We start from the raw sequence: 16,661 nt of genomic DNA, 5'->3' as shown, positions 1-16,661 counted from the left end.
GAGCATGACCATCGACGTGCAGCCGATCGCCGATCTCGGGCCCGACGACCGCGTGGCTTTCTTCGAGCGCGACGCCGGTATCGAAGCGATCAGGGACGACGTAAGCGAGATCGTCGACCGCGTCCAGACGGAAGGCGACGTCGCCGTCCGCGAGTTCACGAGCGAGTTTGACGACGTCGAGGTCGGGAACCTCGAGATCACCGACGAGTGTGCGCGCGCGTACGACGAGATAGACGACGAGATTCGGACGGCGATCGAAACGGCCGCGGCGAACGTTCGCGAGTTCCACGAGGCACAACTCCCCGAGGACTGGCAGCGGGAGTTCGATACCGGACGGGAACTCGGCCGACGCTTTCGACCCCTCGAGCGAATCGGCGTCTACGTCCCCGGCGGCTCGGCGGCCTATCCCTCGAGTGCGATCATGGGCATCGTTCCGGCAGTCGTGGCCGGTGTCGGTCACGTCGCGGTCGTTACGCCGCCGGCGGACGATCCGAACCCGGTGACGTTGGCCGCGATTCACGCTGCCGGTGCGGACGCGGTCTACAGCGTCGGTGGCGCACAGGCGATCGCCGGACTGGCCTACGGGACGGAGACGATATCCCGAGTCCAGAAGATCGTCGGCCCCGGGAACAAGTGGGTGACCGCAGCCAAAGCCGAGGTTCGGGGCGACGTCGAAATCGACTTCCTCGCGGGACCGAGCGAGGTGGTCGTCGTCGCCGACGAGACCGCCGATCCCGAACTCGTCGCCGCGGAACTCCTCGCCCAGGCGGAACACGACCCCAACGCCTCGGTCGTCGCCGTCACCGACGACGAGGCGACCGCGGACGCCATCGTCGCGGCCGTCGACGAGCGGGTTCCCGCGCGCGAGCGGGCCGACGTGATTCGAGCGGCCCTCGCAAACGAGACGAGCGGGGTTCTCCACGCCCGCTCGATGAGCGAGGCGATCCTCTTTACCGAGGAGTACGCCCCCGAACACCTCTCGATCATCGCCGAGGACGACGAATCGCTCCTCGAGCGGATCGACAGCGCAGGGAGCGTCTTCCTCGGACCGAACACGCCGGTCGCGGCCGGCGACTACGCAAGCGGCACCAATCACGTCCTGCCGACGAACGGCGGCGCGCGCGTGACCGGCGGGCTCTCCGTCGAGACCTTCCTCCGATCGACCACGGTCCAGCGGCTTTCGGGCGAGGGACTGGCCGAGTTGGGCGAGACGATAACCACGCTCGCCGACGCCGAGGGTCTCGAAGCCCACGCCGAAAGCGTTCGAACTCGACTCGGAGAGGAGACGGGCTCCGAGCGCTAATCGCCCCCATCGACCGAACGTCGAACGCGGGTCGACTCGAGGGGCAGTGTCTGTGAGGAACGGGAGCGTGGGCTCGTAGAACCGCGACTGAGGGCCCGGGACCGTGAGTGACGATCCGGACCGTCCGATCCGTCGCTCGGAGGACCGCGAGTAGCGATGGGGGTGTGGCGACGGCCGGACGGGACGAACGAAACTGGATTCGGCTAGCCCGCCGGTGAGAGAATGGCGTCACAGTTAACATCGTCGCGCCGAAATGTGGAGGTATGAGCACGGACAGTATGGACGGCGGGGAGGCGAACGCGCGGCCGAAGATCGAAGTCACCGAAGACGCGGCCGAGCAGGCGCTTTCCTTGCTCGAGGGAGAGGACCTCGATGTAACCGAAGCGGGCCTTCGGCTGTTCGTCCAGCAGGGTGGCTGTGCCGGCCTCTCGTACGGAATGCGGTTCGACGACGAACCCGACGAGGACGACACTATCTACGAACACCACGACCTTCGCGTATTCGTCGATCCGGCGAGCCTGAAATACATCGAGGGGAGCGTCCTCGACTACGAAGACGGTCTGCAGGCCGAAGGGTTCCACGTCGACAATCCGAACGTCGTCAGCGAGTGTGGCTGTGGCGAATCCTTCCGAACGTAACTCGATCGCGTCTCACGCCGCCGTCCCGTTTTTACGGTTCACCCCGTCGATCGCGAGTTGCGACGCTCGTGAATCGTGGGATCGCACGGCGGCGTCCGCAAATAGAGACTCCCCCTCGAGTGGCGTTTTACTCCTCGAGTTCGAACGCGACGGTGACTTCGGCCTGGTACTCCCGGTCCTCGGCGCTGGCGATTTCGACGCCCAGTTCGTCGACCTCGATCCAGTGGACGTTCTGGAGCGTCGCTTCCGCACGATCGATGGCGTCGTCGGCTGCGGCGTCGAAACTGTCGGTGCTGGTCCCGATGAGCGTAATCTTCTTGAATACCATGGCCCCTGGTAGTATACCCCGTAGGAACGTAAAGCTGATCGTCGGTTTCGAGGGAGCGGAATCGAACGTCGATCCCGACGCACCGTCACTCGGACCGTGACTCGAGGCGCTTGCGGATCGCGCCGGTGACGTCGGTGAGGTAGGCACCGCCCCAGAGCGCGACGATGAGCGCACCGATGGAGTTGAACACGAAGTCGAGCATCGTATCTTCGAGTCCGTACTGCGTGAGGACGGCCCTGATCCCCAGTGCCTCGGCCGACAGGGCGATGACGAACTCGAGGATCTCCCAGAGGACGCCGAAGGCGAGGACGAACAGGAGGATGAAGACGGCGACGAATCGGCCGGGGAAGTAGATTCCCGCCGCGTGCTCGTGGAGTGCGCGGACCGTGGCGTATCCGACGGCGGCGACCAGCGAGGCCGACAGCGCGTGGGTCATGTGGTCCCACCACCAAACCTGGCTGTAGAGGGTCGCGGTGGCTCCCGGTAGTCCGACGGTCCCGAAGGCATGGAGGAAGACGGCGGTCGTAATCCACAGGGTCAGCCGCGGATCCATCGGGATCTCGTAGTCGCGCTCGAGGATCGGGGGGAGCTGCGTGACGATCAGCGCCACCCCGGTATTGATCACGATCCCGCCGTTGCCGCGATCGATACCGACGAACAGCATCCCGATCAGCCCGAGCTCCATGAGATAGGTGAGCTGGCGCTGGCGGCGCTTGGACCGGAGTTGCTTCGTGACCTTACCCATCGTCGGCCTCCGTGATAGTCGCGGATCGATCCCGCAGGCGTTGGTCGTGGCGGGCGAACCGTCTGAAGTACAGTTCGAAGACGACGCCAGCACCGAGCCCGGCGAGGGCGGAGTAGACGAATTCCCACATCACCGCGTCGTGGTCGGCCGTAAACGGAATCCCCAGCGTCTGGGCGACGCTCCACCGCAGCAGCGCCCACAGTCCCGCTGTCGCCATCGTGGTAACGACGACGAAGACGACGGCGAAGCCGGGAGTCATCCGCACCGACGTAAACAACTGGAGTTCGACGGCGACGACGAGTGCGATGGCCGCGACCGAGAGATAGGAGGTAAAGTGCCCCGTCAACCGGTCGGAACCGACGGCCAGTCCAAGCACGGGGAGACCTGCCAACAGGAGGACTTCCCAGGGGAGCATCACCAGCGACGACCGAAACGCGATCGGTGGCAACACTGCCAACGTCACGAGTACAGCCGCGAACGTCGCCCACAGAACCCCGCCCGTCAGGAACGCGGCGACGCCGATGGCTGCGATCGCGACGACCAATAACCACGCGATGGCCGCGTTGGTGCGGTCGTCCGCGATCAAGCCCCCGAGTGGAGTCTGTGACACAGTAAATCCTACCGACTGTTCTTACAAAAGGATACGTACTTCGGCGTTGACGGACCACGATCCGTGAGGTCTACGCCGGGCCGACGACCGACAGGTAGACTGTCACGTACGCGGCGAGGGCAATGCTCACGGCAGCCAGCGCCGTCAGCGCGACCTCGAGTATCCCGTCGGGTGAAGGCCACCGTCGGGAGAGCCAGTGGGGGAGGACGGATTCGGGCCTGCCCCGAACGACGCCACAGACGACCCCGACGCCGAGAATGGAGAAGACGAAGTGATAGGAGACGTCGAGCGTCGGCGGCGTCACTGCGAGTGCAGCCACGCCGTAGGCCACACCGACGGTGGCTCGCCGGTCGACGGTGGCGAGGACCGACCGATCGGTGAGTCGACAGACGACTGCGAGCGCGAGCCAGATCGTGGCGAGTTCGATCGCGAACGCGCCGAGCAGGTGCAGCGTCGGATCCGGGTGGAGAACGACTCGGGACTCGAGGGCGGGGGAGGGAAACGGGAAGAGCCAGTCGGGGGGCGAGCCGGTGACGAGATCGCCCCACGGATGCGACCAGAGCCCCCAGACGGCGGCGATGGCGACGGTCGACGGCGAGAGCGTCGATCTGCGAGCGACGGCGCGGGCGACGAGGACGCCGCTTGCCACGAACAGTCCCATGACGAGCGCGGCGAGAGGACCATCCCAGACGAGCGCGACCGCGACGAGCGCCACGAGGAGACCGAGGCCAGTAGCACGGACGCCCCACGTTCGACTGGAGCCCCCGCGGACGGCGACCAGCCCGAACGCCGGTGCGGCGATCGCGCCGACGACCAGCGAGTGGGTGACCGAGCGGTGGACGACGCGACTCGCGTCCCAGAAGGCCGTCGACGCACCGAGTGGCCCGTCCGCTACCTGCCACTCGAGGAGGCCGACGAGCGCGTACGCGACGTCGATGTCGGGAATCGTCGCGAACGCGCCGGCGACGACACCGACGAGCAGGGCCTGACGCGACTCCCAGCCTCGCCAGTCGGCGACGAGCGCCGCGAGGGCGAACGCGAGGAGGCCGTGACCGACGAACACGATATATCGGTTATGTGGTGAGTCCTCTTAAACGACTCGCAGCCACGAGGCTCCTTACCACGGGCCGGCTACCGACCCGGCGGCCGGGTTGCTCGGTCGCCACGAAACGACGCGTCGGCGGTTATTTCTCCGTTCGATCCTTTGTAATTCGCCGCTGCCGGTAGGTCTTTGCGGGTGGCACTCGAGCACACGGCCATGGCTCAGACACCGTCGAACGAGGCGACCGACGCGCCGTCCGTCGGCGAACTCACACCACCGGACCGTACCCTGATGGGGCCTGGCCCGAGCGAGGTAAACCCGCGTGTCCTCCGTGCGATGAGTACGCCGCTGGTCGGTCACCTCGATCCGTCGTTTATCGAGATCATGGACGAGGTCCAGGAGTTGCTGCGGTATACCTTCCGAACGGACAACCAGTGGACGATCCCGGTCTCGGGAACCGGCTCGGCGGCGATGGAGGCAGCGATCGGCAACGTCGTCGAGCCCGGCGATACGATGCTCGTCCCGACGAACGGCTACTTCGGCGGCCGGATGGCCTCGATGGCCCGGCGAGCGGGCGGCGAGGTCGTCGAAGTCGACGCGCCGTGGGGAGAACCGCTCGATCCGGACGACGTCGCGGACGCGCTGGCCGAACACGATCCGGACGTCTTCGGGTTCGTCTTCGCCGAGACGAGTACCGGCGTGCTTCAGCCCGACGTGCCGGCACTCACTGCCGCGGCTCACGACCACGACGCGCTCGTGATCGCCGATAGCGTCACCGCCCTCGGGGGCGTCGAGTTTCGGGTCGACGACTGGAACATCGACGTCGCCTACGCCGGTCCACAGAAGTGTCTCTCCTGTCCGCCGGGTGCGAGCCCGCTGACCCTCTCCGACGAAGCGATGGAGAAGGTCCTGTCCCGCGAGGAGGAGCCCCGCTCGTGGTATCTCGATCTCTCCTTGCTCGAGGGCTACTGGGGTGAGGAACGGGCCTACCACCACACCGCTCCGATCACGAACGTCTACGCGCTCCGGGAGGCATTACGGCTCGTCGCCGAGGAGGGCATCGAAGACCGGTGGGCGCGTCACGAACGGCTGGCCGGCGCACTGAAAGCCGGTGCCGAGGCGATGGGACTGGGGATGAACGCCCCCGACGAGTACTGGCTGCCGAGTCTGAACGCCGTCCGGGTTCCGGACGGAATCGACGACGGCGAGGTCTGTGACGCGCTGCTCGAGCGATACGACCTCGAGATCGCGGGCGGACTGGGCGACCTCGCCGACGAGGTCTTCCGGATCGGCTGTATGGGACATTCCGCACGACCCGAGAACGTGATCTACGTCGTCACGGCGCTGGGAGACGTGCTCGAGTCGATGGGTGCAGACGTCGATCCGGGTGCCGGTGTGACTGCGACGCGACGTGCGCTCGAAAAGTAAGGGAAGCCGCTACCGGGCGGTTCGGTGCCCGTGTTTTTACGCCGATACTCGTGGTCCTGGTGGTGCTCGTTCGACCTGATAGTCGTCTCCGTCGACGACGATAATCGCCCACTCGTAGTTCGGATTGGTCCCCTCGAGTCGGGCCTCGAGGGCGTCTGCGTCCTCGGGTTCCGCGACGAAACAGTGGAACTGTCCCGACGACGACGGGGGAAGTTCGCCTGTCTCGCGGACGGCGTTTACGTGGACGACTTTCCATGCTCGTTCGGCGCGGAACTCGGGGCCGTTGCCTTCGACGGTGTAACCAAGCTCTGCGAAGATCGACCTGGCCTGCTCGACGAGCCGCATGTTAACAGGACCCATTCACTACCACCTATGTCGGCATCCACCATAAATGTTAGTGCGTGACAAGAAATATCCGCTTCCGCCGAACGAACCGGAGCTGTCCCCGAGTCACTAGTTGACGATGTCAAACCGATCGGGTCCTGTCGACAGTAATCATCTATTACTGCCGAGCCGAGTAAACGGTTGCCGATCCGGTTGCTGATGATACCCGGAAAACGGGGTCACTCGTGGGCCGCGTCCCACTCGGTCGGTTTGCGGAAGTTCCCACACTCGTTGCACTTGATCCGGCCCATCGAGTCCATCGCGTTGTCGAAGCTCTCACAGTTCGTACAGAACCAGCCGTAACGACGCTCGGTATCGGGGGATTCGTAGGCGACGAGAAACGGACCTTTCGAGCCCCTGTCGCCCTCCGTCTCCGAAATATAGACGGTCTCACCGTCGGCAGTCGACCGAGTTTGCATGGTCCCCCGTAGTTTCGCTCGCGGTAAATGACTGTCTCTCTGGGCCAGTGGCGCCGGCCCGAGGGGGCTCACTCGAGGACGGAGTGGTACTGCGGACCGTGCCGAGGACAGCAGGTGACTGGGGAGACTCCGTGGAGCGCTTCGGAATGTGAGTACTGGACATATGCGACGAATTCACAGGGGTTGCCATCCGTACTGAAAGATTTACCCGCACAGGAACTGTTCAGTTGGATAATGTCACTGGTCGTGGTTCCCGTTCGGTATCCGTTGACAAAACACTCACGACGAACACTCGAGCGTGCGATCGACGTCGCTCGTGAGCGCGAAGCAGCGTTGACGATACTCCACGTCGATCTCTATCAGAACGGGAAGAAGGTAACGCGGATCGATCTGAAAAACGCCGTCGAGCGGGCGTTCGGGCAGCTCGAGAACGCCCGGTACGTCGTCCGAACCGGATTTTTGGTCGAAGAGAGCATTCTCGACGAAGTCGCGGCGGAGAGCGCCGATGCCGTCGTCATCGGCAGCAAGCAAGCGAGTCGCATCCGACGGATCTTCCAGCGCTTTACCGATAATCCGGATATCGACCGGTACCTCCGGAGCCACCTCGACTGTGAGGTCATTACGGTCGAAAGCGCACGCGCCTGACCGGCCGAAGGGTCGTCGCCTACTCGGCGTCACCCGCGTTCCGGACGACGAACACCGGAATCGAGGCGTTGTCCACGACCCGTTCCGAGACACTGCCCAGCGACGTCATCTTCTCGCGTGGGCTCTTTCCTCGCGTCCCGATAACGATGAGGTCGATCCCGTTCTCCTCGGCGTACTCGAGAATGGTCTTCGAGGGCGTCCCCTCCCGGACCTCGCCGACGGTCTCGAGTCCCTCGGCCGTCGCTTGCGCTTCGATGTTGGCGATAGCCTCCTGGCCTTCGGCCTCGAGCGAGCGCTCGAGATCGGCGCTCGTCTCGTCGTCGGCAGCAGCGGTGACCCGGCTGTCGACGACGTATAGCGCGTGGACCGTCGCGTCGTTGTTTGCAGCGATCGGCAATCCGTGGGCGAGCGTCTCGGGAATCGTGTCGCTTCCGTCCGTGGGAACGAGAATGTCGTCGTACATTTACGGATAGGTTGGACCGGCCCCAGTATAAATCACCCTCACGATACCTGGCGACTGGATCGACACCGGCCTCATAAGGGGCTGGCCGTTCCTCCCTATCGGCGGGTGGACGGCCTCCTATCGATCGGCGGAATCGACCGGGCTCTCGCCGCGATCATCGCGCGTCTCCGGCTCGCCGGACGGGTCCGCGACCGCCTGGTCGGCATCGTCGACCGCGAACCGCGCGACGCCGCTGGTCTCGTCGAACACGTGATGTCGGTGTGGGTAGGCGAACTGGACGTCGAGATCCGCGAAGCGGTCACTGATCGCATCCTGCACTGCCGACCGGACGACGGTCTGCTTGTAGGGGTGTTTCATCCAGAAGAACAACTCGAGGGCGATCCCGTGATCGCCGTACTCGTTGATATAACAGGAGGGGGCCGCGGCGTACCGGGCGCTCCCGATCCGGATATCCGGGCCGCCGGAGATGACGTCGTCGACCCCTCGAGCAGCACGCTCGGCGGCCTGTCGCGCCGCCTCGAGGTCGCTCTCGTAGGTGATGTCGAACGTGACCGAAACGCGGGTCCGTTCGTCTTCCGCGGAGTAATTAACGACGTCGCGCGTGTGTATTTCGGAGTTGGGGATGACGATGAAGGTGTTCTGGAGGGTGAAGATCTTCGTATACCGGATCGTGATGTCCTCGACGAACCCGCGGTGGCCGGCGTCGGTGACCTCGATCATGTCGCCGATCTCGTAGGGGCGGTCGGCGAGGACGTAGAGCCCGTTGATCAGGCTGCCGGCAAGCGGGGCGAGGACGATCGCGATGACGGCCGAAATGACGGTCACCGAGAGGAGGAGTTCCGTATTGCCGACGCCGACGATGCCGGCCGCGATAACCGCAGCCCACAGGAAGACGGCCCCCCTGACACCGCGGAGAACGGTCCGGGTGACGCTCGGGCGCTCGATCCGCTGGGCGATCGTCCGACCGGCGATCCGAACGACGAGTTTCGAAAGGTACCAGCCGACGACGAGGACGACGAGTGCGAGCGCGATCTCGATCACTCGCTCCGGAACCGGAGCGGGGAGGAGATTCTGGACACCCTCGACCGCCGTGGTTCCGCTCCTCTGGAGGACCCCGACCATACCAACACGCTGCGTCCCGGTGTGGTTAAGCGTTCTGACCGTCTGTTTCGGGTACCGGTGTCGGAACAACCCGATTTCGAAAACGCGTGCTACTCGAGGTATAATAAATCATTTAGCCGGTGGGAATGTAGGAGGGGTATGGCACCAGACGAACTTCGCTCGACCGTCGAGCGCGTCGGAGACCGGTTCAATCTCGGCGAATACGAGATCGACGCCTATCTCACCGTTCTCGAGCAGGGCCAGCTCACGGCCAGCGAGATCGCGGACCGAACGGATATTCCCCAGCCGCGGGTCTACGACACCGTCCGCAGTCTCAGCGACCGCGGGCTGGTCGAACTCCGCGAGTCGCGCCCGATGAAGGTCGTCGCGATCGATCCCGACGAGGCGTTCGACGACGTCCAGACCGCCTTCGAACAGATGATCGAGGAACTCGAGGCCCGCTACACCGCGCCGGCCCGCGAGACGGAAGCGGTGTCGCTGGTCAAATCCCGATCGACGATCCTGCGGTACCTCGAGGAGGTCATCGACGCCGCGGAGTACGAACTCTCCCTGTCCCTGACGCCGGATCTGTTGACCCGGTTCGAGGCGGAACTGCGTGGGGCAGTCGAGGCCGGTGTCAGCGTCGATCTGATCGTGACGCCGGCGAGCGAGGCACCCGATCCGGCGGAGTTCGCGTACGGCGAGATCGCATCGACCGCCCGTGCGCGACGCGGAATCACGACGCCGGTCGTCGCCGTCGCCGACGGTAACTACTCGGTGTACGCGACACAGGACGCCCTGCGCGACGATCAGGATCGGTACGGTGTCATCTTCAATCGATCGGCGCTCGGATTTCTCATCTCCGGGTTCTTCGGGACCGTCCTCTGGACGACTGCCGACCAGGTCCTCGGCGAGGACGACAGCGCTCGGACGTATCCCCGGAAGTACGCCTCGATCCGCCGGTGCGTAAAGGACCTCCTCGAGGAGGGCGGCGAGTTCTACGCCACGATCGACGGTCGGGACGTAGATATCGGCGGCCAGCGGATCATCCGCGGCCGAATCCTCGATATCTCCTTCGAGGTCAGCGAAGAAGTCGCCAGCCTCACGATCGAAACCGAGACTGGCGAGGAAGTTTCCGTCGGTGGCCGCGTCGCCGCCCTCGAGGACATCGAGGCCCACGAGATCCACATCGGTCGGAACGAACCGCCGACGCTCGAGGAACGCTGACATCTCGCGGGACGCCCGGATCGTGAGTATCGCTTCGAGTGAACGGTCGGAAGTCGACGAGTTCGTCGAACCGGTTCGACGGTGTCCCCGGGGAGTGATGCTGGCCGGAACAGTAGTCCATCGGCCGGCACCTGCCGATGCCCGACCGACAATCGTGGATTGGAGCGCCGTCGGCGGTCCTGACGGACTGTCGTTCTTGCCGCGATCGACGATTGGTGTCCGTAACCGAATCGATATCCGAACAGTCACATTTTATTATCAAATTTATAGCTAACAATTAAGGTGGTGAACGTGGTCTGTCTCTGCGCATGGGACACGATACCGCCGGCCAATGCGACCGCTCCCCTCTCGGGCGGCGATCGTTCCTGAAGGCTGCATCGGCGTCGACAGCGGGAGCAGTCGCCGTCACGGGTTGTCTCAGCCGGGGTCGAAAACCGAACACCGTGGTGATGACCGCCGATTCGGGTGTCGCGGGGATCATACACAGCGATGGCGGCGGCCCATCGGTCCAGCAGGCGCTCTGGGACGCCGGGCTCGACGAGGATATCAGCATCGAGATCCAGACCGTCGTCAGCGACTCCGCATCGCGGATGCAAACCGCCCAGTCGGCCCTCGAGGCGGGTCGCGCCCCGCCCGACATCCACATGATGGACAGCGGCTGGACGGTTCCGTTCGTCCTGCGGAACCAGACGCTCAACCTGACCGAGAACCTCTCCGAGGACGTGCTCCAGCGCGTCAACGACGACTACCTCGAGGCGATCCTCGAGACGGCGCGTCATCCCCAGACTGGAGACCTCCACGCGCTGCCGTTCTTTCCGGACCTGGGGTTCACGCTGTACCGCAAGGATCTGATCGAAGACGCCGGCTACGACACCAGCAACTGGCCGTCGGAGCCGCCGTCCTGGGAGGAGTTCTCAGCGGCGGTTCGCGATGCCCGGGATCAGGGCGGCCTCAACTACGGGTTCACGACCCAGGCGGCCGCCTACGAGGGGTTGTCCTGCTGTACGTTCAACGAAGTGATGACGTCCTGGGGCGGGGCGTACTTCGGCGGGGTGGACAACCTCTTCACCGCGGGCGACCGGCCGATCACCGTCGACGAGGAACGGTGCATCGACGCGATCCGGATGATGCGCTCGTTCATCGAGGGCGAGGGGGACAACACGCTGGACGGCTACGCCCAGATCTGTCCGTCGGCGGTTGTCCAGTGGACCGAACAGGAGTCGCTCAGCCCGTTCGCCGGCGGCGAGGCCGTCTCGAACCGCAACTGGTCGTACGCGATCGCGGAGACGGGCACGGAAGACGCCTTCGGCGAGAACCTCGGCGTAATGACGCGGCCGTACGCGGTCTCCCAGCAGGAGGCCGAGTACGACGGCACCGGCGGCACCGTCGCGGCGCTGGGCGGCTGGAACCTCGCCGTGAGCCCCTTCTCGGAACGACAGGAGCAAGCGCTGCAGGTCCTCGAGGCGTTCGCCACCGAAGAGGTCATGCTCACGGTCTTCGAGCTCGGGGGCTACTTACCGCCGAACCTCGATCTGGTCGCGGAGGCCAGTCCGGACGAGGTCGGCCCCGTCGCTCGCTACGGCGACGTGGTCCAGCGGGCCAGCGAGAACGCGATCCCGCGGCCGGCGACCGACCTCTGGCCCGAGCAGTCGGCGCTGATCTATCAGGCAGTCAACGCGGGATACCGCGGCGCGAAATCACCCCAAGCGGCGATGAACGACCTCGCGACGGAACTCGAACAGAGCGAATCGGAGGTAGAAACAAATGGCAACTGATACCGAGACGGACGGGTTGACGGGCGGCGAATCCGGACGGGGCCAGGATCGGGAACGGACCGGCAACGCCGTTATCAACTGGATGGAAGGGCTGAGCGAAGCGGCCTACGCCTACCTGCTGTTGTTGCCGGCGTTCGCATTGCTGACGCTCGTGGCCTTCTATCCGATGTTACGGACGTTCGTCATGTCACTGCAGGCGGACCAGACCCGAGGCATAGACCCCCTCGGCGGGTTCGTCGGGATCGAAAACTACGTCGACATCCTCACCGGGAACGCGCGGCTGGCCCGCCAGTTCCTCGACGTGGGGCTGTCGTCGTCGTTCCCCTTTATCGAACTCGGGACTCCGTTCTTCCAGCAGGCGCTGTTCGTCACGCTCGCCTTCGCAGTCATCAGCGTCGTCGTCGAAACGGTGGTCGGGTTCGGACAGGCCTACGTGCTGGATCAGGACTTCACGGGACGACGATGGGTCCGCGTGGCGATCATCCTCCCGTGGGCGGTCCCGATCGTCATCCAGGGGATGATCTTCTTCCTGATGTTCCAACCGACGGTCGGTTTCGGCTCCGACCTCATGCAGAGCATCGGGCTCTTCAGCTCGACGCCGCTGGCCAACAGCCGGGACGCCTTCATCATCATCCTCGTCGCGGACATCTGGAAGTCGTCGGCGTTCATGGCCTTGCTGATCCTCGCGGGGCTCCAGAGCGTCGATCGCAGCCTGTACGACGTCGCCCGCGTGGCCGGGGCGTCGCCGTGGCAGCGGTTCAAAATGATCACGCTCCCGCTGGTGATGCCGGCCCTGTTGGTCGCGATGCTGTTTCGGACGATGGACGCGATGCGCGTCTTCGGGCTGATCGAGTCGACCGCCGGCTGTACGACCGTCCCGTCGCTGACCTGCCTCGTCGTCGAGGCGATGTTCGGCGGGACCCGCATCTACGCGACCGCCGCCGCCGTGGCCTTCGCGACGGCGCTGGTGATCGGCCTGATCATCTCCGTCTACGTACTGCTCTTCCGCGACACCGAAGGAGGGATGTACTAATGACTGACCCGACAGATTCCACCGATCCGACGGACCCGACCGAGTCGAACGGTCCCGGAAACGTCGACGACGGGAACGACGAACGACCGCGCGATCCGACGCTTCGCCGACCCGACGGCGGTACCTCGGTCCTCGAGGACGACCGCGAAGCGGAACTCGACCGCGGCCCGCTCCAGCAGTGGGTCGCCAGCTCCATCTCCCACCCCGAGCGGGTCTACCGGGCGATGTTCTACGTCGCCGCCATCTTCTTCCTGTTCACCACGCTGTTTCCCTTCTACTGGCTGCTCATGGTCGCGCTGACCCCGGAAGGGCAGCTCCAGGACATCGTCTTCACGCCCAACGGCTTCAATCCGGGCGCGTTCGTCGAGGTCTTCCAGGTCATTCCGTTCCACGTCTACATGTTCAACAGCTTCGTGATCGCGCTCGCTTCGACGGTCGTCGTCCTGGTCATCGCCAGTCTCGCCGGCTACGCCTTCGGCCGACTCGAGTTCCCCGGTCGGACCCCGCTCATGCTGTTAGTGTTGGTCATCTCCTTTTTCCCGCCGGCGGCCTTCTTCATCCCGCTGAACGACCTCTTCAACACCTCGTTTTTCTTCCTCGAGCCGATCACCGGGGACGGCACCCTGTACAACACGCCCTTCGCTCTCGTGACGCCGCTGTCGGCGATCTTCATGCCGCTGGCGATCTTCATTCTCACGACGTTCTACGGGCAGATTCCCGACGGCTTGGAGGACGCGGCTCGCGTCGAGGGGACGACTCGGCTGGGCGCGCTCTTTCGGGTGATCATCCCGCTGTCGGCACCCGGCGTCGCGACGGCGGGCGTGTTGACCTTCATCGCGGTCTACAACGAGTTCTTCTTCTCGTTCCTGATGACGGACGGCCAGCCCGAAAACTGGGCACCGATCCTCGATGGAATCCTCGCCTACCAGGGTCAGTACGAAGTGTTGTATCACCTCATGGCCGCCGCGAGCATCATCGGGGTGATCCCCGTCGCGATTCTCGTGGTCATCGCACAGGAAAAGATCGTCAGCGGACTGACTGCGGGCGCACTCAAGGAGTAAGACAATGGCACGAGTACGACTCGAAAACATCACGAAACGGTACGGAGAGGAAACGGCGGTCGACGACATCAGCCTCGAGGTCGAGGACGGGGAGTTCGTCACCTTCGTCGGCCCGTCGGGCTGTGGGAAGTCGACGACGATGGAGACGGTCGCGGGGTTGACCCAGCCGACCGAGGGACGAGTATACATCGGCGACGACGACGTGACCGACCTCGCTCCCAAGGATCGAGGCGTCGCGATGGTCTTCCAGAACATCGCGCTGTTTCCCCACATGGACGTCTACGAGAACATCTCCTTTGGACTGCGGCTCCGAAAGTACGACGACGAGGAGGTCAAGCGTCGCGTCGAGCAGGCCGCCGACATCGTTCAACTCGAGGGGATGCTCGAACGGATGCCGGCCGAGATGTCCGGCGGCCAGCAACAGCGGGTCGGGATCGCCCGCGCGATCGTTCGCAATCCCGACGTGTTCCTGATGGACGAACCGCTGGCGAACCTCGACGCGAAGCTGCGGGTCCACATGCGGACGGAACTCCAGCGGCTCCACCGGGAGCTCGACGCGACGGTCATCTACGTGACCCACGATCAGGCCGAGGCGATGACGATGTCCAATCGGATCGCCGTCCTGAACGACGGCAAACTGCAGCAGATCGCCGCGCCGCTTACCTGTTACAACGAACCCACGAACCTGTTCGTCGCGGGCTTTATCGGCTCACCATCGATGAATTTCGCCGAGGGGACGCTCGTCGAGGGCGGCCTCGAGACGAACAACTTCACCGTCGATCTCGATCCTTCGCAGCTGCCGGACGTGGGGGTCGGCGACGACGTCACGCTCGGCATCAGACCGGAGGACGTGCATCTGTCGGCGTATGCGGATTCGCTCGCATCGTCGACGGACAGGATCGCCGCCCAAACCGACGTCTTGGAACCGATGGGCGACGAGGTCTTCGTCTACCTGCTGCTCTCCGAGGCCGCCGCGGGATCGATGGAGCAAGATCCCGCAACGTCACCGAACCAGTTGCTGATGAGCGTCACCCCCGACACGGACATCGAGGCGGGCCAAGACGTCGACGTCGTGCTAGACCGCTCGAAGATCCACATCTTCGATTCGACCTCCGGCAACGCGCTGGTCCACGGCATTACCGATCTCCCGGACCGAGAGCCCGGCACGGCGCCGACCGAGGCGGGCAGTTGAGTGGGACGCGATAGGCCTCCGGCTGTGGCCGGGCCGACGACCCTCGTTTGGCGACGGATGGAAGTCGCTCGAGCCAAAGGATTCAATATAGCAGTTATTGGTGTATCAGACTGAAACGCGACTGCGGACAGCACTGGAAAATGACATCTGATCGATCGGACATCGAAACTGGAATCGTCGGCCTTGGTAACATCGGCCAGTATCACGCGGAACGGCTCGTCGACCTCGGCGTGACGCTCACCGGTGGGATGGACATCGCTCCCGAAGCACGAACACGGTTCGCTCGCCGATACGACGTCGACATCTACGACGACCACCGCGAGTTGTACGACGCCATCGACGCCGTCATCATCACGACACCCAACAGATACCACGAGGAGTACGCGATCGACGCGTTCGAACGGGACCTTCACGTCCTCCTCGAGAAACCGCTTGGCCACTCCATCGGGAGCGCCGAGCGGATCGCCGAGGCGGCAGCGACGTCGGACGGCTACGCGATGGTGGGATTCAATAATCGGTTCGCGAACACCGTACAGATCCTCTCTCACCGAATCGATCGCGGGGAGCTCGGCGACCTCTCCCACGTCGAGGCCAACTACGTTCGACGGCGCGGCATCCCCGGTCGGGGCTCGTGGTTTACCCGCCGGCAGATCGCCGGCGGCGGCGCGCTCATCGACCTCGGCGTCCACGCGATCGATCTCGCCCTCTACCTGCTTGGCTATCCCGACGTCGAGGAGGTAAGCGGCGTCGTCCGCAGCGAGTTCGGCTCCAGCGAGGACTACGCCTACCTCGATATGTGGGCCGACGATGCAGGTCCCGGCGGGTTCGACGTCGACGACTCGGCGAGCGCGTTCATCCGTTGTGCGGGAAATCGAACCATCTCGCTCGAGGTCGCCTGGGCGACCAACCGACCGGCGACCCACGAGTTCGTCGTCCGCGGGACCGACGCAGCCGCTCGCTTCGATCTCCTCGAGGGCGACCTCAGTATCCACTCGGCGAGCAATGTCGGATCCGACCATCTCGAGGACATGGCCATCGAAACGAGCCAGAACGATACCCACTCGGACGAACAACGGTCGTTCTTCGACCGGATCGTCGGCGACGCCGAGCAGGACAACAGCGTCCAGGAAGCGCTCGACGTACAGCGAGTCATCAACGCCATCTACCGCTCGAGCGAGGACGGCCGCACGATCGAGATCGACGGATAGACGCGCCGATCCGGGCGACGATCCGACTCGAGGGAAGGGAGTTCGGCGGTTCCGTCCGC

General features: G+C 64.5%; 18 protein-coding genes. 10 read left to right on the top strand and 8 right to left on the bottom strand.

Annotated elements, in window-relative coordinates:
- Window positions 1–4: 4 nt before the first annotated feature.
- Window positions 5–1,303 carry a histidinol dehydrogenase gene (gene hisD / locus CP557_RS06405; protein ID WP_097379154.1) on the top strand — a complete coding sequence of 433 codons (1,299 nt, stop codon included), beginning with the start codon at window positions 5–7 and terminating at the stop codon, window positions 1,301–1,303.
- Window positions 1,304–1,566: 263 nt separating this feature from the next.
- A complete protein-coding gene (locus CP557_RS06400; RefSeq protein WP_097379153.1) occupies window positions 1,567–1,941 on the top strand; it encodes a HesB/IscA family protein in 375 nt (124 codons plus the stop codon).
- Window positions 1,942–2,068: 127 nt separating this feature from the next.
- Here the strand turns inward: CP557_RS06400 and CP557_RS06395 are convergent, their stop codons facing one another.
- The 4 genes from CP557_RS06395 to CP557_RS06380 all read right to left on the bottom strand — a co-directional run bounded on the left by CP557_RS06395 (window position 2,069) and on the right by CP557_RS06380 (window position 4,687).
- Complete coding sequence (locus CP557_RS06395; protein ID WP_097379152.1) at window positions 2,069–2,269, bottom strand: dodecin; 201 nt, start codon at window positions 2,267–2,269, stop codon at window positions 2,069–2,071.
- Between the two features lie 85 nt (window positions 2,270–2,354).
- Window positions 2,355–3,014: a hypothetical protein gene (locus CP557_RS06390; RefSeq protein WP_097379151.1), complete on the bottom strand. Its 660-nt coding sequence runs from the start codon at window positions 3,012–3,014 to the stop codon at window positions 2,355–2,357.
- Window positions 3,007–3,624, bottom strand: a complete 618-nt coding sequence (locus tag CP557_RS06385) for a hypothetical protein (RefSeq protein ID WP_097379150.1) — start codon at window positions 3,622–3,624, stop codon at window positions 3,007–3,009. The genes CP557_RS06390 and CP557_RS06385 overlap by 8 nt, the downstream gene beginning before the upstream one ends.
- 70 nt (window positions 3,625–3,694) lie before the next feature.
- A complete protein-coding gene (locus CP557_RS06380) occupies window positions 3,695–4,687 on the bottom strand; it encodes a metal-dependent hydrolase (RefSeq protein ID WP_097379149.1) in 993 nt (330 codons plus the stop codon).
- Window positions 4,688–4,882: 195 nt separating this feature from the next.
- Between CP557_RS06380 and CP557_RS06375 the strand changes: the two genes are divergently transcribed.
- Window positions 4,883–6,094 (top strand): pyridoxal-phosphate-dependent aminotransferase family protein, encoded by a 1,212-nt coding sequence (locus tag CP557_RS06375; RefSeq protein ID WP_097379148.1) that lies wholly within the window; start codon window positions 4,883–4,885, stop codon window positions 6,092–6,094.
- Window positions 6,095–6,130: 36 nt separating this feature from the next.
- Here CP557_RS06375 and CP557_RS06370 read toward each other — a convergent pair whose 3' ends face one another.
- Entirely contained in the window at window positions 6,131–6,439 is a 309-nt protein-coding gene (locus CP557_RS06370) for a DUF7116 family protein (RefSeq protein ID WP_097379147.1), read from the bottom strand.
- A gap of 218 nt (window positions 6,440–6,657) precedes the next feature.
- Window positions 6,658–6,897, bottom strand: coding sequence for a DUF5816 domain-containing protein (locus CP557_RS06365; protein WP_097379146.1), 240 nt, complete (start codon window positions 6,895–6,897; stop codon window positions 6,658–6,660).
- A gap of 234 nt (window positions 6,898–7,131) precedes the next feature.
- Here CP557_RS06365 and CP557_RS06360 point away from each other — a divergent pair, with 234 nt between their 5' ends.
- Window positions 7,132–7,542: a universal stress protein gene (locus CP557_RS06360; protein ID WP_097379145.1), complete on the top strand. Its 411-nt coding sequence runs from the start codon at window positions 7,132–7,134 to the stop codon at window positions 7,540–7,542.
- 19 nt (window positions 7,543–7,561) lie between these two features.
- Here CP557_RS06360 and CP557_RS06355 read toward each other — a convergent pair whose 3' ends face one another.
- Both CP557_RS06355 and CP557_RS06350 read right to left on the bottom strand, forming a co-directional pair.
- Window positions 7,562–8,005, bottom strand: a complete 444-nt coding sequence (locus tag CP557_RS06355; protein ID WP_097379144.1) for a universal stress protein — start codon at window positions 8,003–8,005, stop codon at window positions 7,562–7,564.
- Window positions 8,006–8,122: 117 nt separating this feature from the next.
- Window positions 8,123–9,127 carry a mechanosensitive ion channel family protein gene (locus CP557_RS06350; RefSeq protein WP_097379143.1) on the bottom strand — a complete coding sequence of 335 codons (1,005 nt, stop codon included), beginning with the start codon at window positions 9,125–9,127 and terminating at the stop codon, window positions 8,123–8,125.
- 138 nt (window positions 9,128–9,265) lie between these two features.
- Here CP557_RS06350 and trmB point away from each other — a divergent pair, with 138 nt between their 5' ends.
- From trmB to CP557_RS06320, 6 genes are all read left to right on the top strand, one after another.
- Entirely contained in the window at window positions 9,266–10,333 is a 1,068-nt protein-coding gene (gene trmB / locus CP557_RS06345; protein ID WP_097379142.1) for an HTH-type sugar sensing transcriptional regulator TrmB, read from the top strand.
- A 308-nt stretch (window positions 10,334–10,641) separates the two neighbouring features.
- Window positions 10,642–12,108 (top strand): extracellular solute-binding protein, encoded by a 1,467-nt coding sequence (locus CP557_RS06340; RefSeq protein WP_097379141.1) that lies wholly within the window; start codon window positions 10,642–10,644, stop codon window positions 12,106–12,108.
- Window positions 12,098–13,141 carry a carbohydrate ABC transporter permease gene (locus CP557_RS06335; RefSeq protein ID WP_097379140.1) on the top strand — a complete coding sequence of 348 codons (1,044 nt, stop codon included), beginning with the start codon at window positions 12,098–12,100 and terminating at the stop codon, window positions 13,139–13,141. The genes CP557_RS06340 and CP557_RS06335 overlap by 11 nt, the downstream gene beginning before the upstream one ends.
- Complete coding sequence (locus tag CP557_RS06330) at window positions 13,141–14,202, top strand: carbohydrate ABC transporter permease (protein WP_097379139.1); 1,062 nt, start codon at window positions 13,141–13,143, stop codon at window positions 14,200–14,202. The genes CP557_RS06335 and CP557_RS06330 overlap by 1 nt, the downstream gene beginning before the upstream one ends.
- A gap of 4 nt (window positions 14,203–14,206) precedes the next feature.
- Window positions 14,207–15,394, top strand: coding sequence for an ABC transporter ATP-binding protein (locus CP557_RS06325; protein ID WP_097379138.1), 1,188 nt, complete (start codon window positions 14,207–14,209; stop codon window positions 15,392–15,394).
- Between the two features lie 140 nt (window positions 15,395–15,534).
- Complete coding sequence (locus CP557_RS06320; RefSeq protein WP_097379137.1) at window positions 15,535–16,602, top strand: Gfo/Idh/MocA family protein; 1,068 nt, start codon at window positions 15,535–15,537, stop codon at window positions 16,600–16,602.
- Window positions 16,603–16,661: the final 59 nt, after the last annotated feature.

Source organism: Natrinema ejinorense, assembly GCF_002494345.1.
In the GTDB taxonomy this organism is placed as follows: Archaea; Halobacteriota; Halobacteria; order Halobacteriales; family Natrialbaceae; genus Natrinema; species Natrinema longum.
Note: the sequence above shows the minus strand (reverse complement) of the source record. Positions and strands in the feature narration are given on the sequence as shown.